This window comes from Undibacterium sp. Tian12W, from assembly GCF_049339405.1.
Taxonomy (GTDB): domain Bacteria; phylum Pseudomonadota; class Gammaproteobacteria; order Burkholderiales; family Burkholderiaceae_D; genus Undibacterium.
This window is the reverse complement of the sequence record NZ_JBMPPK010000027.1, coordinates 54,808-74,820: the sequence shown is the minus strand read 5'-3', so window position 1 is coordinate 74,820 and position 20,013 is coordinate 54,808. Positions and strand designations below refer to the sequence as shown.

Below are 20,013 nucleotides of genomic sequence, written 5' to 3'. Positions count from 1 at the left end.
AACTAGTTAAACTGTTGCAAACTATTCACAGCAACCAGATTCTTCCGCAGTTTTAACTTCTCCGCTCAGTCTCTAGCTTTGCTTCTCTTCTCGCCCGCTCTTCAGCGGGAGGCGAACTATAGCAAACCTTTGCCCTGCTTTGCAAGACCCTGGCGTAAATTATTTAGGGAATTAGGGAATTCTTGGGGCGGCTGTGTTTGGGGACGGGGCGGGGGGTGGTTTTGTAGGGGGCGCCGTGCGCACCGCTCTTTGAGTAACTGTGCACTTCTTCTTACTGCTTATGGTGCAAAACTAGCGGCTGTATATATACGGGCTGTATATGTAAGATAAGAGAACGGTGCGCATGGCGCACCCTACTAGTCTTGGTGTTTGGCGTGTGGGTGGGAGTTTGCTTTACTGTTCATCGGCGGACGACGCTGGGCTCCTGCATGCGCAGGAGCGACGGGTTCGGGGGGCTATCTATATAGTGCTGATTTCGCTGATCGACCGGAATCCATCCCATCCCTGCCATTCCACTGCGCCGCTCATAGGCGGCTTAGATTCTGTCGGCACAAAGCAGGCTTTGTGAAACCCCGACGCCATCCCCTTGATGGGGAAGGTGTTTTGCGGCTTTGCAAAATGCTGACTTTGCTTCGTGAAGTGAGACGGCTTTATCCAAGCAAATAGCTCTCTATATATGTATCCACCAAAAACAAATTCTGCAAAGGCAAACATTCAGAATGCCTGATTGATTATTTGCAGAGAAATCAAGTAAGGTTAGGTTTTTCTCACTTTTAATTATTCTCATGTCTGCGAATTCAGAAGGTTCTACCAAGGCGATTTTTTATGCGCTGGGTGCCAATGGCGGTATTGCCCTGGCTAAGTTTGGCGCGGCTATCTTCACATCCTCGGGGGCCATGCTCGCAGAGGCGATCCATTCGACAGCAGATTGCATTAACCAGGTGTTCTTGCTGGTGGGTTTGAAGGAAGCCAAGCGGGCACCGGATGCATCTCACCCCATGGGCTATGGGCGTGTCGTTTATTTCTGGGCCATGATGGTGGCTTTGCTATTGTTCTTTTTGGGTGGTGCGTTTTCTGTTTTGGAGGGTGTGGAACGCCTGAAACATCCTGAGCCATTGAAGAACCCTATTGTTGCGCTGGTAGTGCTGGGTATTTCTGTCGCCCTGGAAGCCTTTTCACTGTATGGGGCAATGCTGGAAATACGCAAGATAGCTGGCGGCAAGTCTTTCTTTCGCTGGTTCCGTGAAACCCGTCAGTCTGAATTGATGGTGGTGGCGGGCGAAGATATCGCTGCCCTGGCTGGTTTGGCTGTGGCTTTTGTTGCGGTGGTGCTGTCGGTCGTAACCGGCAACCCGATCTGGGATGCGATAGGCTCTATCGTTGTGGGTGTACTCTTGATGGCGGTGGCATTCTTTGTGATCAGGGAAGTCAAGGCCATGATTACCGGTGAGTCTGCTGCACCAGAAGTCAATGATGCGATTCGTGCCCATATAGAGAGCCACCCACATGTTGATCACGTCATCAATTTGATTACCTTGCAATGGGGTGAACAGTTGATGATCGCAGTACAGGCAGAAATGCGCCCCCAGGGTTCTGACCAGGCGCTGATTGCTGCCATCAATGAAGTGGAAGACGGCATACAAAGCAACTGGCCACAAGCTAAGTGGTGTTTCTTTGAGCCAGATATTGATAGTACCGACGACTAAGAACATGCTTACGATCTTACTGCGCGAGCGCAATTTGTATCAATGCGGGCCTCATGCGCTGCTCAAAATGCTTATGTACTAGAGTACATTCCGCTTTTTGCGCTGCGCTTTTGTTACCCTTAACCCGCTGACGCACGCTCGCTACAGATCGCAAACACGTTCTAAACAAAGCGAGCAATCTGGAATGTGCGGTTCTTATACCCGCACATTATCGACTTCATCGGCAGACCTGAGCAGTGTGTGGATGGCGCGTTCAAACAGGGGCTCATCTTCGACAAAACGCAGTCTGGCCGTGTCCAGCAACTGACACAGCACGCGTATGCTGAGTACCGCAGGGAAGTCGTCCCCTTTGAGACTCAGCACGACATACATCAGATTCGGATCTACCCAGCGCAAACAGGCCTTGGCATTGAGCTTCTCGGTTTTGATATCAACCAGAGCACCGCAGACTATGCGCTCAAGATAGGCTGGATTGAGTTCAGGCTCAGCTGGTGCATCAGCAACAATCGCCGTTTCAGCAGGCAGCTCAGGCCTCTGCACTTCCTTGTCCAGCATCCTGGTATGCAAACCCAGTTCCGCGAACACGTCTTGCTGATAAATCTCCCTGGCGAATTCATAATGATGAACTTCGGAATGTTCTATCGTATCTGGTTGATTGGTAAATTGTTCGAAGCGTTCATGCATGGCAGGCAGGCTCAGGCCTTGCGGTTTTTTGCTGTCTGCTGCCGGGCGCAGGGCCTGGGCATGGGCTTCTGCCAGCCAGTTCAATAGTTTTTGTTGCCTGGATTTTTCCAGTTCCATCAAGTCCATGCCATGACGCAGTGTACCCACCATGGCAGGCAACATGGACGAGAGCAAGTTGCGGTCGTCGTTATCGAGTTTGGGGAAAACACTCCACAACAAGTCCGGTACCAACAGGCGATAACGCCTGGCCAGAAGCGCATCGGTTCTTTCAGCCGCTTCTATCGCCCTGACCCATTCTTTCCTGAGGAAGCTGCGGAACGACATCTCCACATTCACTTTTGGCATGGCTTTGTTGATCGCCACAGCGATGCAGGCAAAGCGCATGAAACGGATCTCGGCTTCACCCAGGGCTTTTACGGTGCGGTGTATGTGCTGGTTATTGGTACGCAATTCACGGGAAATAAAGGTTTCAAACCTGTTCTGTATGCGTGAAAATAATTCTGGTACATCACTGTCATGCCGCATCAGTGTCTTGATGATGCGGGCAATTTCTTCTGTAACGTGGTTATCGACATCACCGATTTGCTGGGCACTATAGGCAATCGAGCAAATCCGGTTCAGCAACAGACGGGCCGGATGTTTGCCATCACTGAGCAGGTTCTTTTCTTTCAGGGCCAGTTGCAGGATCAGGAACTGCAGGCGTCCGAGGCTGATACGTATATTAAAGGGCACCAGCTCATCACAAAGCATGACTTCAAACAGCATGGCAACCAGGTCTATGCACATCTGTTCTTCAGTATCCTTGGCCAGGCTGTACAAGGCGTCCTTGTGTTCGCGTATCAGGTTACGGATTTCGCCCTTTTCGTCCTTCATGGCGGCACTGTCAGGCACCATGACCTTGTGCATTTGCCCCAGGACTTTGGACAAACCCATGCTCATCTCTGGAGGTAGAGCTTGTGCTTCTACCCTTTGCTTCAACTGGCTTTCTATATTCTGCAGATGCGAGGCGACCAGGGCGGCTGGTACTTGTATGAGGTCATTGCTACCCGGGCCGGCCGAAGCTGGCAAGCCTGAATGGGCAAATTGACCAGCGCGTGCCTGAGCACCTGCCTGGGTTGAACTACTCTGGGGATTTTCTCTGGCAGTAAACGGAATAGCGCCTTCGCTATGTTTATCCCTGTGCTGGCTGACGGGAGAGGCTTCGCCAAAAGCCTGTCTCAGTACACCGCCCAGTGCCCTGTCGCCACTCAGCCAGGCTGGCCCGGCATTGGCGGGGGGGCTGCCTGGCGATGGCATGTCAGCATAGGGATTGGGTACTGCCGCCTGCATGCTGCCTGCATTTTGTGCAAGCACAGGCGTGGCAGCCGGCAGGGACAGCGGTTTGCCGCGCACGGTCTGGAATAATTGTTCAAGGCGCACGCCGGGGCTGGCCATGGATGTTTGTTGCGCCGCCGGGAATGCACCCTGGTTCTGTACCTGGGCCTGTCCTTGCCCTGCCTGCGCGCCAGGGAACACACCAGCCTGCATAGTGGAGTAAGCACCTTGCCCACCCCCAGCTCCGGCACCGCCGGGGCCACCGGGACCAGCACCAGCACCACCACCGCCACCTTGCCCGCCAGCGGCCGGGCTGCGTGTCTGCATTGATTCAGGTGCCTTGCTGATCTTGAGTGCCAGGCTGGCACTGATACCTTGGCGTTCGAGTGCAGAATTGGCCGCTTCATAGATGCCAGCCATGGTAGCGGCAAAGGTTTCACCGAGTTGCTCGATGAGTATGGCTTCGCTTTCTTGCGATAATTTCTGTTCTTCTACCGCCAGGAAAATACAGCGTGCCAGCAAATAAGGCCGGAAAGGATTTTCCCTCTCGCGTATGTCATCCTGCCCAAACAAGACCGCAATACGTATATTCAAATCCAGCAAGGCTTGTCCTGCCTTGTCGCGGAAATTCTGCGTCATTTCATTAAAGCGCAGTGTGGTCTCAAAGGTGGAAGAATCCAGCAAAGCCAGTTCAGTCGCCTTGCCCAAGGCAGAGGCTGGTCTGAAAGTGCTGTAGGCGGTGGTAATACTGCGGTCCAGTAATTGCACCAGATGGACAGGCATGGCACGGGAAATGGCATCCCATTTTTCTGGCAGGATGGCACGTGCATTGACGATACGGCTTTTGTCAGCCGATGAGGTACCGTTGTAATTCGCCTTGGTCAGTAATGCTTCCAAAGCTTCGGGCAGAATGCCGGGTACTGCATGATTAAATGCATGAGTAAATTCAGCGCGAGCACTGGATAAAGACTCGTTTGCGGCCATGTGCACCCTATATCTAGAAAATCACCTTTTAACAATACGCGAAAATGACGGACTCTGCCAGTAAAGCGCCGGACATGGCGCTTTACTGGCAGAATTTATCCTGATTCAGCAGGATAAATGATCAGGCTGCCTTCTTTTTCCTGACCACGGTTTTTTTGGCTGGCGCTGCTTTGGCTGCAGTTGTTGCCTTGGCCCTGGTCGTCTTGGTTGCTGCAACTTCAGTCGTGGCTTCTGCATCAGGTTCAGCTTTGGCTTTGGATTTGCCAGCGGCAGGGGCTTTGGCCTTGCGCTCTTCAAATTCAAAACTGACTTTGCCGTCTTTGCCACGCACCAGGAAAGCCTTGAACGGGCGACGGGTACGTTGCGAGATAAAACCAGGCAACAAATCCGTTTTACCGTCATTGAGCAATTTACTCATTTGCTCAGGCAGTATCTCTTGTTGCAGGATAATGCGGCCACTGCGGAAATCGCAAGCCTTGGGCTTGGCCATGGTTTTTTCGCAGACATAGGCCAGACCCATCTCATACACGCCATTCCCACATTTTGGACAAGGTCCGAGCGAAGTTTGTTCGGAAAAATCGACAGGTTCCCCATCTTCTCCTTCGTCCTGATTTTGGCCAAAATCAAATTCCAGCTTCAGATTACTGTGCTCAGTGTCTGGCACGATCTTCAGGATGGCTGCAAATGGGCGTCCCATCTTGGAGCGGAAGCCTTGTAGCGGGCCTATTTCACGCTTGGCCAGTAATTCTTCCACTTCAGCTACTTCAAACTGGCGGCTGCCTGGTGTCTTGCTCATCGAGAATTCGCACTTGGTACAGGCGAAACGGCGATAGTTCTCTTTGACCACGCCACCACAGTTGGGACAAGGTGTGTGCAAAGTTGCATAGTCACCAGGGATGGTGTCGTTGTCGTATTCCTTGGCGCGCTTGACGATGATCTGGGTCATCTGGGCAATTTCGCGCATGAATTCTTCACGGCTGATCTTGCCTTTCTCCATTTGCGACAACTTGTATTCCCACTCACCGGTCAACTCTGGCGAAGTCAGTTCATCGACCCCCAGACCGCGCAACAAGGTCATCAACTGGAAGGCTTTGGCGGTAGGCATCATTTCACGGCCTTCGCGCAACAGGTATTTCTCGTTCAGCAAACCCTCAATGATGGCAGCACGGGTAGCTGGTGTGCCCAGGCCCTTGCCTGCCATGGCTTCACGCAGGTCACCGTCATCGACAAGTTTGCCTGCGCCTTCCATGGCGGACAACAACGTCGCCTCGCTATAACGGGCAGGTGGTTTGGTGACCAGCGCATTTGCAGTGATCTGGTCAGTCAATACTTTTTCGCCTTTGGCAACGGCAACCAGAGTGCCCTTGCTTTCGCCATCTACTTTTTCTTCCAGCGCGTCCTTGCCATAAATTGCCAGCCAGCCAGCGGCGGTCATGACCTTGCCCTCAGTCTTGAACTGATGGCCGGATACTTCAGTAATACGGGTCGTCACCTGGAACTCTGCCGCCGGGAAGAACACCGCCAGGAAGCGGCGTGTCACCAGGTCATACAGTTTTTGCTCAGGCTCAGACAAATTCTTTGGTGCCAGACCGGTTGGAATGATGGCAAAGTGATCACTGATCTTGGTATTGTCAAAAATACGCTTGTTTGGCTTGAGCCAGTTATTTTTCAGAATCTGCGAAGCGAACTGATGATAATTATTGGTCTCAGAGATGGTGCTCAGAGTCTCTTTCACCGTAGGCAGATAATCTTCTGGCAAATGGCGGGAATCAGTACGCGGGTAAGTCAGTACCTTGTGCTTTTCATACAAGGCCTGGGCCAGTCCGAGGGTATTCTTGGCAGAGAAACCGAAACGGGCATTGGCCTCGCGCTGCAAACTGGTCAAGTCAAACAGCGGTGGTGCGATTTGCGTCGCTGGCTTGGATTCTTCAGTGACATTGCCTTGGCGATTACGGCATGCAGCCACGATGGATTCGGCAGCTGCCTTGCTCCACAGACGTTCTGCGCGCTTCTCAGGATCGTGTTCATCTTTCTTGAACTGGTGATCTTGCCAGCGGCCTTCATAGATACCGGCGGCGCAGACAAATTCTGCCTTCACTTCCCAATAATCACGGGAAACGAATTTCTTGATCTTTTCTTCACGCTCGACCACGATGGACAAGGTTGGCGTCTGCACGCGGCCCACTGTCGTCAGGTAAAAGCCACCTTCCTTGGAGTTGAAGGCTGTCATGGCGCGGGTACCATTGATACCAATCAGCCAGTCGGCCTCAGAGCGGCAACGCGCTGCATCGGCCAGAGGCATCATTTCTGCATCGCTGCGCAATTTCTGGAAACCGTCGCGTATCGCGCCCGTGGTCATGGATTGCAGCCACAGACGGCTGACGGGCTGCTTGGCCTTGGCATTCTGGGCAATCAGACGGAAAATCAACTCACCTTCGCGGCCCGCGTCACATGCGTTAATCAGGCCAGTGACATCCTTGCGCTTGATCAGCTTGTTCAGCACCTTCAGGCGTGACTCAGTCTTGGCTATCGGGTTCAGGGCGAAATGCGGCGGTATCATCGGCAGATGGGTGAAACTCCATTTGCCACGTTTGACATCATATTCTTCTGGAACGGTGATTTCGAGCAAATGGCCTACGGCCGACGACAATACATAATTGTCTGATTCAAAATAGTCATCATGCTTGGTGAAGCCACCCAGCGCTTTCGCTATGTCATTAGCGACAGAGGGTTTTTCGGCAATGATGAGCGTTTTTGTCATTTCGGGATTCTCGAATAGTGTAAAGCGTGGTTGCCAATGTCTAATAGGCAACATTTCGCAAAATAAGCGTAAGACTAACCTAAATTTGCGGGGAATGTTAAACGTGATAGACGAAAAACCGCAATCTAAGCGCGATTTTTGTCATAAAAATTCCATTTAGGAAATGATTAGTGCAAAAGCCTGCCTGTGTTGTCGTCATCTGACAACAATAATTCATCAAACATCAGCATGTCAGGCTCGGCGCCCTGGCTCCACAACATCATCAAGACAATAATGCGCAGCTTATCCAGCGGCAGGGGTGACTCATTGACAACTAATGCCCTTTCAATCACGATTTCGCGTTGATTGGCATTCAGCAGCCCGGCAGACTCAAGAAATTGTATGAAACCCAGTGCTGGTGTCCCCAGGGCCACAATTTCTTGCTCGGCATATATCCTGAAACCCTTGGAGACTGGTACTGCCGTGGCTGGTTCTGCCGTATTCACAGCAAGACCCGTCAGCCAGTCCAATGCTTCGGAAATTTCATCCTCAGGGAAACCAACAGCCGACAATTTTTTTGTCAGCGCGGCCGTGTCAGGACAGGCATCCGGACGGTAATAGGTTTCGTAAAGGTAAACAAGAATATCAAACATGCTGCTACTGTAGCCTTTGCAGCGATTTCAAACAAGCCCCTGCCAATTTGTTATCAGTGGACTTTCCAGTTGGCAATCAGGCAAGCCGGCGGTAATAGCCGCCTGGCAAAGCTTCCAGTTGGCCGTTCAATTCCAGGTTCAACAATTCTGTTGTCAGGCCAGCAATGTCCATACCTGTGCGGCTGGCCAGCATGTCCATGTGAACAGGGTCAAAACTGATTTCTTTTAACAAGCCCGTTTCAGACTGCTCCATCAATCCGGCCTGGGACTGAGACTGCCTGATCGCCACCGCAGACTGGAATTGCAATTCTTCCAATATGTCTTGCGCAGACTCGACCAGTTTGGCACCTTGCCTTATTAACTGATGGCAACCTTTGGACAAGGGTGAATGAATAGAACCAGGAATGGCGAAAACTTCCCTCCCTTGCTCTGCTGCCATACGGGCCGTAATGAGGGAGCCGGATTGCGCTGCCGCCTCTACCACCAGCACGCCTTTGGCCAGACCAGAAATGATACGGTTGCGACGTGGGAAATTGGGGGCCAGAGCTGGCGTGGAAAGCGAGTACTCGCTAACTATGCAACCGCCCTCGGCTATCAGATGGGCCAGATTGCGGTTGCGCGCCGGATAGACAATATCAGCCCCGGTACCAATGACGGCAATCGTGGAGCCAGCGCCAGTCAAGGCACCCTGATGAGCAGCTGCATCAATGCCAGCAGCCAGACCTGAACTGATGCACAGACCGGCACTGCTTAAAGATGCAGAAAATTGCTCGGCATTGCGTATGCCTTGCACGGTGGCATTGCGGCTGCCGACCACGGCAACCGTAGCGGCCTCCAGCAAGGCAGCACGGCCTTTGACATACAGCATCAGGGGTGGATCGGGGATTTCCAGTAAAGAGCGTGGGTAGCCAGCGTCTGCCAGTGTCAAAACAAGATTACCCGGCTGCTCCTGCCATGCCAGTGTTTTATCTATTTGTTCTTGAAAGCCAGGTGGGCTGGCTAAAAGTGCTTTAGCCAGCCTTGGTGAAACCAGTTCACTGAGCTCTGCATGACTGGCAGCAAAAATCTGCGCAGGCAAACCAAAACGGGCGAGCAAACGGCGCGCTGTTTCATTGCCTACACCTGGCGTTTGCTCCAGCCTTAACCAGGCAATCAAGTCCTGGTGCGCATCCGGCAAATGCTCCATCTAAAGACGATATTATCGTGGTGATTTGGCTGCGTCGCCCACTTTGACAATATCTTTTACCTGCATGATCAGACCGTAAGATATATTGCTGAACACGCGGAAGATGAACAGGTCACCGATAGGCTCATCCGGCAATTTGATCGATTTATTCGCATCTGTCTTGTCCTGTATCACTCTGCCATAGTTATACAGAGTCAATACCGTACCCAGATTCAGACCATCATTTTTGCCACGATTGATAGCGACAATCTGATTTTGTCCGGCAGAACCCACGCCGCCATAGACGGACACGATACGCGCATCGACCTCTTCTTTGGGTGGATGAGGTACATAACTCAGAATTGGCGAAGGAGGAATAGGCATCAGGCGGTCACCTACTGCCATTTCCTGTTTTGAACGGACTACTGAGAAAGTATGCACATCGCTTTCGTCATTGCCTTCGCGTTCCAGTTTGACGGTGCCCAGATATTCCGCCTCATAGGCGATAATGGCCTTGGTGACGGGATCGTGCAGTGGTTTGCCCGGACGGAAAACCTGGAAGGAAGTACCGCCATCAAGCTCACCACGGACATAAGCCTGTTCATACAGACCCAGGTTAACCCTGCCTTCTTTGGTAGCAATAATGCGTGGTGCTACTGCCAGGTCATTATCTTCGAGAATCAGCGGCTGGGACAGGAAAGGTTCAATCACAGAAGCAGGGATAGCCGGTATCGCGTTCTCGCCCAAACCCTGTACACGTGATTTTGGATTCCACTTGACTGTCGGCACACCACCGGGGTTGCCAAGGCGTAAACGGCCATTGACGCGATCAAAATAGACGATCTGACCAGGATAAATCCAGTGCGGGTTCTTGATGTCTTCCTGGTTCATGCCCCAGACTACTGGCCAGCACCAGGGGTTTTTCAGGAACATGCTGGAGATTCCCCACAGTGTGTCGCCTTTGACAACGACATGCTTGTCCGGCGCTTCTGGCAAGAATTCGCACTTGGTTTTGCTGGCGACAGCTTCTGCCTGTGCGGTGGTTGCCTGTCCACCAGCAGCAAGCGCCCCGGTAGAAATCAGGGGAAGACTGACAGCGAAGATGGAAGCGATTGTGCTAAACTTTTTCATGAATAATATCCGATGCAAAATACTGCAATACCGCAAGTGAAGGCGCGCAGGCAGGCGCAATCTTGCAAAACTTGCCAAATTGAATCAAATTCTGCCCATAAATCCTTGAACTAGCAAGAAAAACTGCGCAATAAGCATCAAAGCTTGTTGTGAAAAGTCTTATGACGATACTAAATATACTGCGCTACCCCGACGCGCGCCTCCATAAAGTGGCAAAACCGGTAACACAATTTGATGAACGCCTGAAAACCCTGGTAGCCGATATGGCAGCCACCATGTACGACGCTCCCGGCGTTGGCCTGGCGGCTTCCCAGGTCGATGTGCACGAGCAACTGGTGGTCATCGATGTGTCTGAAACCAATGACCAGCTCCAGGTCTTCATTAATCCGGAAATACTCTGGGAAAGTGAAGAACGCAAGGTGTATGACGAAGGCTGTCTGTCGGTACCAGGCATTTACGACGGCGTAGAACGCCCGGCCGAAGTCAAGGTGCGTGCCCTCGATGCCGATGGCAAGCCTTTTGAAATCCATGCGACCGACTTGCTGGCAGTCTGCATACAACATGAAATGGATCACCTCAAGGGCAAGGTATTTGTCGAATACCTGTCTCCCATGAAGCGCAACCGTATCAAGACCAAGCTGCAGAAAGAAGAACGCGAAGAGCAACGCAGACGGGCTGAACGTTAATGCGCGTCATCTTCGCTGGTACGCCGGAATTCGCCGCCACTGCCTTGCAAGCCATCCACGCGGCCGGTTTTGAAGTACCTCTGGTACTGACACAACCAGACCGCCCGGCTGGCCGCGGCATGCAACTGCATGCATCAGCCGTCAAGCAATTTGCTCTACAGCACGGCATCCCTGTGGCACAGCCACAATCGCTACGCCTGGATGGCAAGTATCCAGATGTTGCCAAAGAAGCACACGATTTGCTTATCAGCACGCCACACGATGTCATGGTAGTGGCGGCCTATGGCCTGATCCTGCCGCTCTCGGTATTAAATATACCGCGCCTGGGCTGCCTGAATATTCATGGCTCACTGCTGCCGCGCTGGCGCGGAGCCGCGCCTATTCACAGGGCGATAGAAGCAGGCGACACTGAGACCGGCATCACGATCATGCAAATGGAAGAAGGCCTTGATACCGGCCCTATGTTGTTGAAGCAAAGTGTTGCTATTAAAGACACGGATACCACAGGCATCCTGCATGACAAACTGGCTGCCATGGGTGGTGAAATGATTGTTGCTATTTTGCAACAATTGAGCGCTGGCAAACTCTCGCCTGCCGTTCAACCCGAGGCTGGTGTCAATTACGCATCAAAAATCAGTAAAGAAGAAGCTGCGCTGGATTTCAACTTGCCTGCAGAGATACTTGCAAGAAAGATACGTGCCTTCAACCCCTTTCCTGGCACCCATGCTCAATATGCTGAAACGACCATTAAAATCTGGGGTGCAAAGCTGTTTGAAACAACTGGTAACCATAAACCTGGGCAAATACTATCGGCGAATGCAGAGCAAGGTGTTATTGTTGCCTGTGGCCAAGGCTCGCTCAGCTTGACCGAATTGCAAAAACCCGGCGGTAAACGACTTTCGGTAGCAGATTTCTTGCAAGGCTATGCTTTAAATGAAGGAAATTTTTTCAGTTAGCTGAAAAAATGAAGCAAAAAAGCTACAACTTTCCTTAATAAACAGTGGTCTGTGCATGATATCTGCGGGAATAGTTCAATTAATGCCTTGATGCAAGCAAAATCTTTGTTGCCTGCGGCTACTTGTTGTATTCTCTTACACTGAATTATTGCCATTTTCGTTTTCGATAACAAAAACTCTGACTAAGACCTAAAAAAAGGTGAGCTCATGAAGAAATTTCTTCCCATTGCCCTGGCAGCCGCGCTGTTGGCAGGTTGTGCAACTCCATACAGTGAAACGCCATTAGCAGGCAATTTCCCGACGACGACGCAAAATAAATTGCAAGCGGCGTCGCACTGGCTCGTCATCGCGAAAGATGTAGCAGAGCAGATCAAACTCGGAACCGACAAGATAGGCGCACCGGTTTACGTCGCACCACCAGAGAAAGACAGCCAGTTCACCCAGGCTTTCTATACCCAGATCATCACCTCTCTGGTGAATCAGGGCGTGGTCGTCAGGAAAATCAATGACGGTACAGCTCAGGTGATCAATATTGAAACCCAGCTGGTACGTTTTTCTCCTGACCGCCATCAAAATAAACGCTTCACCAGCGTAACTGCAATAGGCGCAGGTATTGCTGCTATCCATGGTCTGGGCATACCGGTCAAAACAGATGCAGTCCTTGGCGGCCTCGCGCTGGCAGGCGCTTATGACTGGACTACCTGGGTCAATCAGGAATATGCCAGAGGCCGTACGCCTCAGCACGAGTTAATCGTAACGACATCTTTGGTAAAGAATTCACAATATATCGCCCGTCGTACTGACGCGTACTATGTTTCGGATTACGACTGGACGCTTTACAATAAAGACACTGATTTCAACTTCCGTGTTGTTGGGGGCCAATAATGATGAAAAGTGCAGCTCTCGTTATCGCTTCAGCTATTGCACTCAGTGCTTGTGCCAATCTGGGCCTGGGCAATACGCCACCGCCAGCAGCGGCGTCACCAGTACCAACCTGGAAAGATGCTGAATCCAATGAATTCATCCCGGCTAACCAGCGTGCAGCAGATGCGCTGATCAACAATGCGGGTTTGAAGCTTGATCCTTCGCGTCCATTGATTATTGCTACTCTTGCCAATATCAACTTCCTGGAAGAGTCTTCTACCTTTGGCCGCATCATTGCTGAACAGCTTTCGGGTCAGTTCACCCGTCGTGACTACAAAATGGTGGAAATGAAATTCCGCGACAAAGTATTCATGAAACAAAATGTCGGTGAATTGCTGTTGACACGTGAAATCAAGGATGTCGCGCAAAACCACAGCGCCCAGGCAGTGATCGTCGGTACTTACGCCGAAGGTGACAAGCTGGTGTTTGTGAACCTGAAACTGGTTCGACCTAGTGACAATACCGTCATCAGCTCGGTTGATTACGCTATCCCTATGGATAAAAACATCAAAACTCTGTTGGGTCGCCGTTAATCCGGGGCAGCTTCTTCAGACATAAAAAACGACAGCATTGCTGTCGTTTTTTTATTTCCAGCACATTGCCACCAACATGGGGCTAGCTCATTCCTCTCCCATGGCAAACAGGTCGATACGCGCCGCACGGCTAATTGCCAGCACGGCAGGGTGGGTCAGCTTACGCTGTACTGAAATGGCATAAAACTGTTCCCTGATTTCATCCGTCTGCCCCAGCAGCTGCAGGTCATACTGACGCATGATCATGTCGGCAACCACCGTTGGTGCGGCAAAAATCCCTGCCCCGGCCTGGCCAAAGGCGCTCATGAGCGCACTGTCATCAAATTCACCGGCGATGCGTGGATGCAAACCCTGTTGATCAAACCATTGCAGCAAACGGGCGCGCAAGGCCGCATCCTCACCCGGCAATAGGAACGGGGCTGCGTCCAGGTTTGCAGGAAAAGCCTGCGGATATTGCTGCAACAAAGTACCAGTGGCAAAAAAACTGATGCCACACTCCCCCAATTGATGGCTATAACCGCGCACATTGGCACTGGCAGGCATGGGGCTGTCCGACATGACAACATCGAGCTTATGGGTAGCCAGGTCGGCCAGCAAGACTTCCAGCTTGCCCTCGCGGCAATTGATGCGCAGGGTTTGCTCCAGTTTCAGGGCAGGTTCGAGCAAGCGGTAAGCCAGGGTCTTGGGCAGGGCGTCTGAGACCCCCACCCTTAATTGCACGGTGCGCGCGGTGGGCCTGTGATGCAAAACCTCTTCCAGCTCCTGTCCCAGTGCAAAAATATCATCGGCATAGCTCAAGACCAGTTGCCCGGCCTCGGTCAGTTCCAGATTACGTCCGCTCTTGCGGAACAAGGCCTCTCCCTGGATTTCTTCAAACAAGCTCAACTGACCGCTGATGGTTTGCGGCGTCAGATGTAATTGCTCACTGGCGCGGGAAATACTGCCAGTCTTGGCGACCATCCAAAAATAATGCAAATGCTTGTAGTTAAGCTTGGACATGTGAATTCGTCCTTTATGACAATACATCGGTTTTTACGAACATATCTTCAATTATATTCGACTTTTCTTGTTTATCAGCAAGACCTACACTATCTCTACCTTCTGTTGAGAAGGTGCAGCCATTTTGCACATATGCATGGCTTCAACATTTCAGGAGAAAAGCATGAAAATCTTGAGTCGCTCTGCCACAGACGCACAAACCGTTGCCTATAGAGACAGTAATGTCAGCTCTGGCCATAAAGTCTTGCGCAACACCTATATGTTGTTGTCCATGACGCTATTGTTTTCCGCAGTGACTGCGGGAGCAACGGTTGCCTTCAATATTCCTGGCCCTGGCTTTTTGCTGACACTGGCCGGTTATTTTGGCCTGTTGTTTGCCACCACTAAACTGCAAAACAGTGGCTGGGGTATTGCCTCTGTATTTGCCCTGACTGGTTTCATGGGTTATAGCCTCGGTCCTATCCTGACACGTTACCTGGGCATGCCTGGCGGTACTGGCATCGTCATGACAGCGATGGCCATGACAGGTCTGATCTTCATGGGCTTGTCTGCTTATGTCTTGATCAGCAAGCGTGATTTCAGTTTCATGGCGGGCTTTTTGATGGTGGGCATGCTGGTGGCTTTTGTTGCCAGCCTGGGTGCAATTTTCTTCCAGATACCTGCCCTGTCGCTGACGATTTCTGCCGTCATGGTCTTGCTGATGTCGGGCATGATCCTGTTTGAAACCAGCAACATCATTCATGGTGGCGAAACCAATTACATCATGGCGACTGTCAGCCTGTACGTCACCATCTTCAACCTGTTCACCAGCCTCTTGCAGTTGCTGGGCTTTATAGAGAAAGAATAAGAAATGATCCATTCCGTCGCTCAGCCCTGGATGTGGGCAGTATTTATCGCTTTTGTTCTACTCATGCTGGCAATTGACGTGTTGGCCCTCGGTGGCTCACGCGCCCATAAAGTCAGCGTCAGGGAAGCGGCGGCATGGTCTATCGTGTGGGTCAGTCTGGCCCTGATATTCGATTTTGGCTTGTGGATTTATTTGTCTGACACGGTAGGCCGGGAAGTCGCGACGGCCAAGGCCATGGAGTTCCTGACCGGCTATGTCATAGAAAAGTCCCTGTCGGTAGATAATGTGTTTGTCTTCCTGCTGATCTTTGGTCACTTTGCCGTACCGCCGCAGTATCAGCGCAAGGTCTTGCTGTACGGCGTACTGGGTGCCATCGTCATGCGCATCATCATGATACTGGCGGGCAGCTGGGTGGTTACGCAGTTCTCATGGGTACTGTATCTGTTCGGTATTTTCTTGCTGGTCACGGGATTCCGCATGCTGAAGAACTCGGATGAAGAGCCAGATCTGGAAGCTAATCCGGTCTTGCGAATTGCGAAAAAACTGCTGCCCTTTACTAATGAGTTTCACAAAGAAAAATTCAGTATCAAGGAAAACGGCAAGCGCCTGTTCACGCCACTGTTCCTGGTATTGATATTAATAGAAATATCCGACGTTGTTTTTGCTGTGGACTCGATACCGGCTATTTTCGCGGTGACGACAGATCCGTTCATCGTCTTCACCTCGAATATCTTTGCCATCATGGGCTTGCGTGCGCTGTATTTCTTGCTGGCAGACATGGCTGACCGCTTCCATCTGCTGAAGTTTGGCCTGGCATTTGTGTTGATGTTTGTCGGTATCAAGATGCTCATCGTGAAATGGATGCATGTACCTACCAGTGTTTCACTGATTGTTATCGGCCTCCTGCTCGGCAGCTCGATTATTGCCAGCCTGCTTACCAGCCGCAAAAAGGCGGACTGAACACCAAACCACTTCACTTAATTACGATTCCCCTTGGCACATCACAGCAAGACCGTGATGTGCTTTTTTTTAGTTCATGGCCATATCGATATGCTGCATTTGCTTTGGCTGGCCGATAATGGCAAGTGATATGTGCTCAGGCGTTTCGGCTAAAGTTGCCAGCTTTGTATCATGGGAGGCAAAAGCTGATGTGAAATTGGTTACAAGATAAGGGTTGGAAGAGCTTTCCACCACCTTCCCATTCATGTCAATCATCACGACTGAAACTGAACCACCGTTTCTTACTATGCTTTGCAAATCAACATTATTGGTCGTAGCCAGATCAAAATCAACCGTTGTATCGTAGCTTAAGATGTAGTCATCTTTAGCGACAATTTGGCCGTTGATTTCGAGGTAAGCCCGGCAACTGGCATATAAATAACCATTGATCGTTGCGCTAACCAACAAATTAGTATTTGAGTTGTTTAGGCTGTTTGCGACAATATTGCCACCAACAGGTTTCAAGCTAATATTCGTTGCTGGTGTCCCCTCTTTCGAGACTAAATCCATATATATCTGGTAATCGGAGAATTTGCTGATGACCGTATTCCCTGATGAGCTGGTCAAAGCAAGACTCAGGTTACGATTCGTAAAATAGTCGTCATAGACTCGCCTTCCCAGGGGCTGGTCAAAAATAAAATCAAGCATCGTATCGTTGGCGCCGATGTTGGTAATTTTCGCAATGACGGTCCCATTTTCCATCAAGGCTGCGGAGCCACCCGTATTTTGTCCAGATATCATCGAGAACTGGATTTCACTCATACCGACATAACCAGCGTCAGTCGTGGTGAATAACTTTCCTCTGGTTGGCAATGCAGGCGTGTCCAGAATAGAATTCAATGTCGCCTTACTACCAAACTGGTTAGGTCCAAGAGTCGCACTATTAATGCTGTCGACCAGCTTGCCATTCATGTCCACCATCGTGACAGAAACCACACCACCCGCATTGACCAGATTGCGCAATTGCTGGCTAGCCAAACTTGAAAGGCTGAAGTCTACCGATATGTCGTTCGCATTGACGGAAGAGTCGACTGCAACAACTTGTCCGTTGATTTTCAGATAGGCCTTTGAGTTGAGGTATTCCATACCATTGATGCTAGCCTTGACAGTCAGTCCATTGCCATCTGCATAGATATTGATATTGGATGCTGGAGTTCCATCCTTGTACTTGTATACAGCGGGGATCGAGTAATCAATTTTGCTGGTAGTCACATTACCAGCAGCGTCCGTCAAGACCAGGGTGAGATTTTTATCTTTAAAATGGTCGTTATATACCTGTTTGCCAATTTTGGGGTCAATGACAAAATCCAATACGGTATCTTTACTGCCTATGGATGTAATTTTCCCTATTGCTGTACCGTTGTCCAGCAAGGTTGCACTCCCGCCAGTCATTTGGCCCGGAAGAATGGCGTAACGAATATCCCCAAGAACGAAGTCAACATAACCGCCCCCGGTTGAAACCCACCATGTTTCATAAGTAGCATTCGCAGGAGAAATTGGCGGCGTTGTATCCAGCAGGACGTATAATTGCCCCCCTGCCTTGCCGGTATTTCCAAAAATATCACTGACTCGTACACCTATGTTTTTTAAGCCATCTGGTCCCAGGTTTGCACCACCGGGAATATGGATGACAGCCTTGTGGGTAATCACCTCGTCCATTGTCAAAACATGGGTAATGGGTATAGTGAATGGACTATCACCATTCATCAATTCGATTTGAAAACCCGTAGCGGCTTGCATACCTGTCAAATCAACCAGCACGTCCATGCCGGCTGCTTTTTCCAACATATTGATGCCATTACTTACTGCAGCAATTTTTACTGCCGCAATTGGTTTCAAAGCGGGTAAAGGCCCGGTACCTGTCACGGTTAAAAGTATGCTGCGCATAAGCTCGAAGGTATAGGCGGAGCTATACAGATTGGCTTTTTCTACCGTGTTCAGGCTGGCCGTGAAGTTGGCAGAGAAATTAAGTTTATTCTGTATCGTGATACCGTCAAGACTGTCAGGCGTCGCGCCATTCAGGATGGCCAATGCTGCCGTACCCAGATTGACGGCACGCGTATCGATTTGGGTTGCCCAGTATGTCAGACCAGCCGCATCTGGTGCCCGGCCAAACAGGTTTTTGTACAAGGACGTAACAACATCTGCCGTGCTTTTCCCACCATAAGTCGCGACATATTCAACTTGCTCACTGAATGACTGGGCCAACCCGGCAAGAGAAATCTTGTTGGTATCCAATTGCCCTTCCCAGTAAGTCAAACCAGCCACATCAGCTGGACGGTTGAAGTAAGCGATATACAGTTTTTGTATGGTGCTGGCATTGATGCCCATGAGACAGCCTTTTCGATAGAAGATAAAAATACGGAAACATGCTTGGGTCAGCTCCTGGGCAAGTGTTCGCTGGCTTTGCAAGGCGCGCAAGATCCCTGCCGTTTAATGAATACGGCCAGGATAAAGGCGACGAAGGAGAGCCAGGCCACGAACATCAGCCAGGATGGATATTGGTCTTTGCCGAGCAGGTGGAACCAGATCAGCAATGCCTACATTTCGTTACTTACATATTGTAACAACTTTTGAAACAGTTGTAAGTAAGTACTCAGTTTTGATCTGGCGTGTATAAACCGAGGCTGCGGGCGGCCAGTACGGCCTGGGTACGGTTGACGACATTCAACACCCGGAATATCGAAGTCACATGCATTTTTACGGTAATTTCTGCCAGCTCCAGGCGCAGGCCTATCTCTTTATTCGACAAGCCCTGGCAAAGCAGGGTCAGGGTTTCTTGCTGCCTCGGCGTCAATGCCAGCAAGGGTTCTTCCTTGTTGGCCTGTTTGCCGCGTAAAGTGATCCACGGAGTATCCAGCACTTCATTGGCCAGTATCTTGCGCACCACTTCTATCATCAGATCGGTGGAAACGGCTTTGGAAATAAAGGCTTTGGCACCAGCACGCAGGGTGGCATCAACCTCGCGTCGGTCTTCAGAAGCAGAAACCACGACGATAGCAGCGTCTGCATAATGCTTGCGTAAAGAACAGATGGCCTCTACTCCATTCATGCCTGGCAGACGCAGATCGAGCAAGATCAGGCGCAGCCCGGTGTGCGTGGTCGCTTGTGCCAGGGCCTCTTCTGTTGAAGTAACCGCGGCCACTTGTGCCTCCCCCAGCAGGTGACGCATGAATAGCAGCAAAGCATCACGATAAATCGGGTGGTCTTCAATAATCAGGGCAGAAATTTTCATCTGATTTATTGGCAGGAAGGCAAAAAGTGAGCGTCGTACACAGGTATTACCTTTAATTAATAGTGCAGACAGAATATTGATGCCGTCACTGCAATTCGGCAAGTAAAAACTGTTAGTTCAGATACGGTGTGGCTTGCAGACACGCTTCAATTAACTGCCAGCCTTGATCTTTTTATCATCTGAATTGCGTTTTGCTAAGCCATTTGTGATGGTAAAAAACCGACAGCTCCATGACCCGCCATACCCAAGCCCTTGATTTGACGTATAATTTATGCTTTGTTGCGCCGATTTGAGATTCAGATTGCGGGCGCGTAATAAGTGCTGCTAAAAGGACGTCGCCCGATCCGCCTGCACACACAAGCTGATCGGGTTTTGTTTTATCAGGACTGATACAAAACTGCTGCGGCCTATTCATTGCTGCAACAATTTTGCATAAGCCCTGCTTTTTTGAGTAAAC

The 20,013-nt window shown here is 50.7% G+C and carries 15 protein-coding genes; 7 read left to right on the top strand and 8 right to left on the bottom strand.

The window, feature by feature from the left end; all coding sequences use genetic code 11:
- Window positions 1–785: 785 nt before the first annotated feature.
- Complete coding sequence (locus tag ACO0LI_RS26870) at window positions 786–1,706, top strand: cation diffusion facilitator family transporter (RefSeq protein WP_423036548.1); 921 nt, start codon at window positions 786–788, stop codon at window positions 1,704–1,706.
- Window positions 1,707–1,901: 195 nt separating this feature from the next.
- On the opposite strand, the gene ACO0LI_RS26865 is transcribed toward ACO0LI_RS26870, so the two are convergent.
- The 5 genes from ACO0LI_RS26865 to ACO0LI_RS26845 all read right to left on the bottom strand — a co-directional run bounded on the left by ACO0LI_RS26865 (window position 1,902) and on the right by ACO0LI_RS26845 (window position 10,377).
- Entirely contained in the window at window positions 1,902–4,688 is a 2,787-nt protein-coding gene (locus tag ACO0LI_RS26865) for a DUF1631 family protein (RefSeq protein WP_423036546.1), read from the bottom strand.
- Window positions 4,689–4,809: 121 nt separating this feature from the next.
- Complete coding sequence (locus tag ACO0LI_RS26860; RefSeq protein ID WP_423036544.1) at window positions 4,810–7,449, bottom strand: DNA topoisomerase III; 2,640 nt, start codon at window positions 7,447–7,449, stop codon at window positions 4,810–4,812.
- Window positions 7,450–7,616: 167 nt separating this feature from the next.
- Window positions 7,617–8,081: a DUF494 family protein gene (locus ACO0LI_RS26855; RefSeq protein ID WP_422953953.1), complete on the bottom strand. Its 465-nt coding sequence runs from the start codon at window positions 8,079–8,081 to the stop codon at window positions 7,617–7,619.
- Between the two features lie 76 nt (window positions 8,082–8,157).
- Window positions 8,158–9,267: a DNA-processing protein DprA gene (dprA, locus tag ACO0LI_RS26850; RefSeq protein WP_423036542.1), complete on the bottom strand. Its 1,110-nt coding sequence runs from the start codon at window positions 9,265–9,267 to the stop codon at window positions 8,158–8,160.
- Window positions 9,268–9,279: 12 nt separating this feature from the next.
- The gene (locus tag ACO0LI_RS26845) at window positions 9,280–10,377 is read right to left on the bottom strand and encodes a LysM peptidoglycan-binding domain-containing protein (RefSeq protein WP_423036540.1); all 1,098 of its coding nucleotides are present in this window, start codon (window positions 10,375–10,377) and stop codon (window positions 9,280–9,282) included.
- 161 nt (window positions 10,378–10,538) lie between these two features.
- Between ACO0LI_RS26845 and def the strand changes: the two genes are divergently transcribed.
- From def to ACO0LI_RS26825, 4 genes are all read left to right on the top strand, one after another.
- Complete coding sequence (gene def / locus ACO0LI_RS26840) at window positions 10,539–11,063, top strand: peptide deformylase (RefSeq protein WP_423036538.1); 525 nt, start codon at window positions 10,539–10,541, stop codon at window positions 11,061–11,063.
- Complete coding sequence (gene fmt / locus ACO0LI_RS26835) at window positions 11,063–12,019, top strand: methionyl-tRNA formyltransferase (protein ID WP_423036536.1); 957 nt, start codon at window positions 11,063–11,065, stop codon at window positions 12,017–12,019. Before def ends, fmt begins: the two co-directional genes overlap by 1 nt.
- Before the next feature lie 207 nt (window positions 12,020–12,226).
- Complete coding sequence (locus ACO0LI_RS26830) at window positions 12,227–12,904, top strand: hypothetical protein (protein WP_423036534.1); 678 nt, start codon at window positions 12,227–12,229, stop codon at window positions 12,902–12,904.
- Window positions 12,904–13,476 (top strand): FlgO family outer membrane protein, encoded by a 573-nt coding sequence (locus tag ACO0LI_RS26825; RefSeq protein ID WP_423036532.1) that lies wholly within the window; start codon window positions 12,904–12,906, stop codon window positions 13,474–13,476. Before ACO0LI_RS26830 ends, ACO0LI_RS26825 begins: the two co-directional genes overlap by 1 nt.
- An 87-nt stretch (window positions 13,477–13,563) precedes the next feature.
- On the opposite strand, the gene nhaR is transcribed toward ACO0LI_RS26825, so the two are convergent.
- Window positions 13,564–14,475 carry a transcriptional activator NhaR gene (nhaR, locus tag ACO0LI_RS26820; protein ID WP_162043943.1) on the bottom strand — a complete coding sequence of 304 codons (912 nt, stop codon included), beginning with the start codon at window positions 14,473–14,475 and terminating at the stop codon, window positions 13,564–13,566.
- A gap of 163 nt (window positions 14,476–14,638) precedes the next feature.
- Here nhaR and ACO0LI_RS26815 point away from each other — a divergent pair, with 163 nt between their 5' ends.
- Window positions 14,639–15,322, top strand: coding sequence for a Bax inhibitor-1/YccA family protein (locus tag ACO0LI_RS26815; protein ID WP_423036529.1), 684 nt, complete (start codon window positions 14,639–14,641; stop codon window positions 15,320–15,322).
- A 3-nt stretch (window positions 15,323–15,325) separates the two neighbouring features.
- Window positions 15,326–16,282: a TerC family protein gene (locus ACO0LI_RS26810; protein ID WP_422953945.1), complete on the top strand. Its 957-nt coding sequence runs from the start codon at window positions 15,326–15,328 to the stop codon at window positions 16,280–16,282.
- Window positions 16,283–16,351: 69 nt separating this feature from the next.
- Here ACO0LI_RS26810 and ACO0LI_RS26805 read toward each other — a convergent pair whose 3' ends face one another.
- Both ACO0LI_RS26805 and ACO0LI_RS26800 read right to left on the bottom strand, forming a co-directional pair.
- Window positions 16,352–18,742: a DUF4214 domain-containing protein gene (locus ACO0LI_RS26805; protein ID WP_423036527.1), complete on the bottom strand. Its 2,391-nt coding sequence runs from the start codon at window positions 18,740–18,742 to the stop codon at window positions 16,352–16,354.
- Window positions 18,743–18,917: 175 nt separating this feature from the next.
- Window positions 18,918–19,556: a response regulator gene (locus tag ACO0LI_RS26800; RefSeq protein WP_423036525.1), complete on the bottom strand. Its 639-nt coding sequence runs from the start codon at window positions 19,554–19,556 to the stop codon at window positions 18,918–18,920.
- Between the last annotated feature and the right edge of the window lie 457 nt (window positions 19,557–20,013).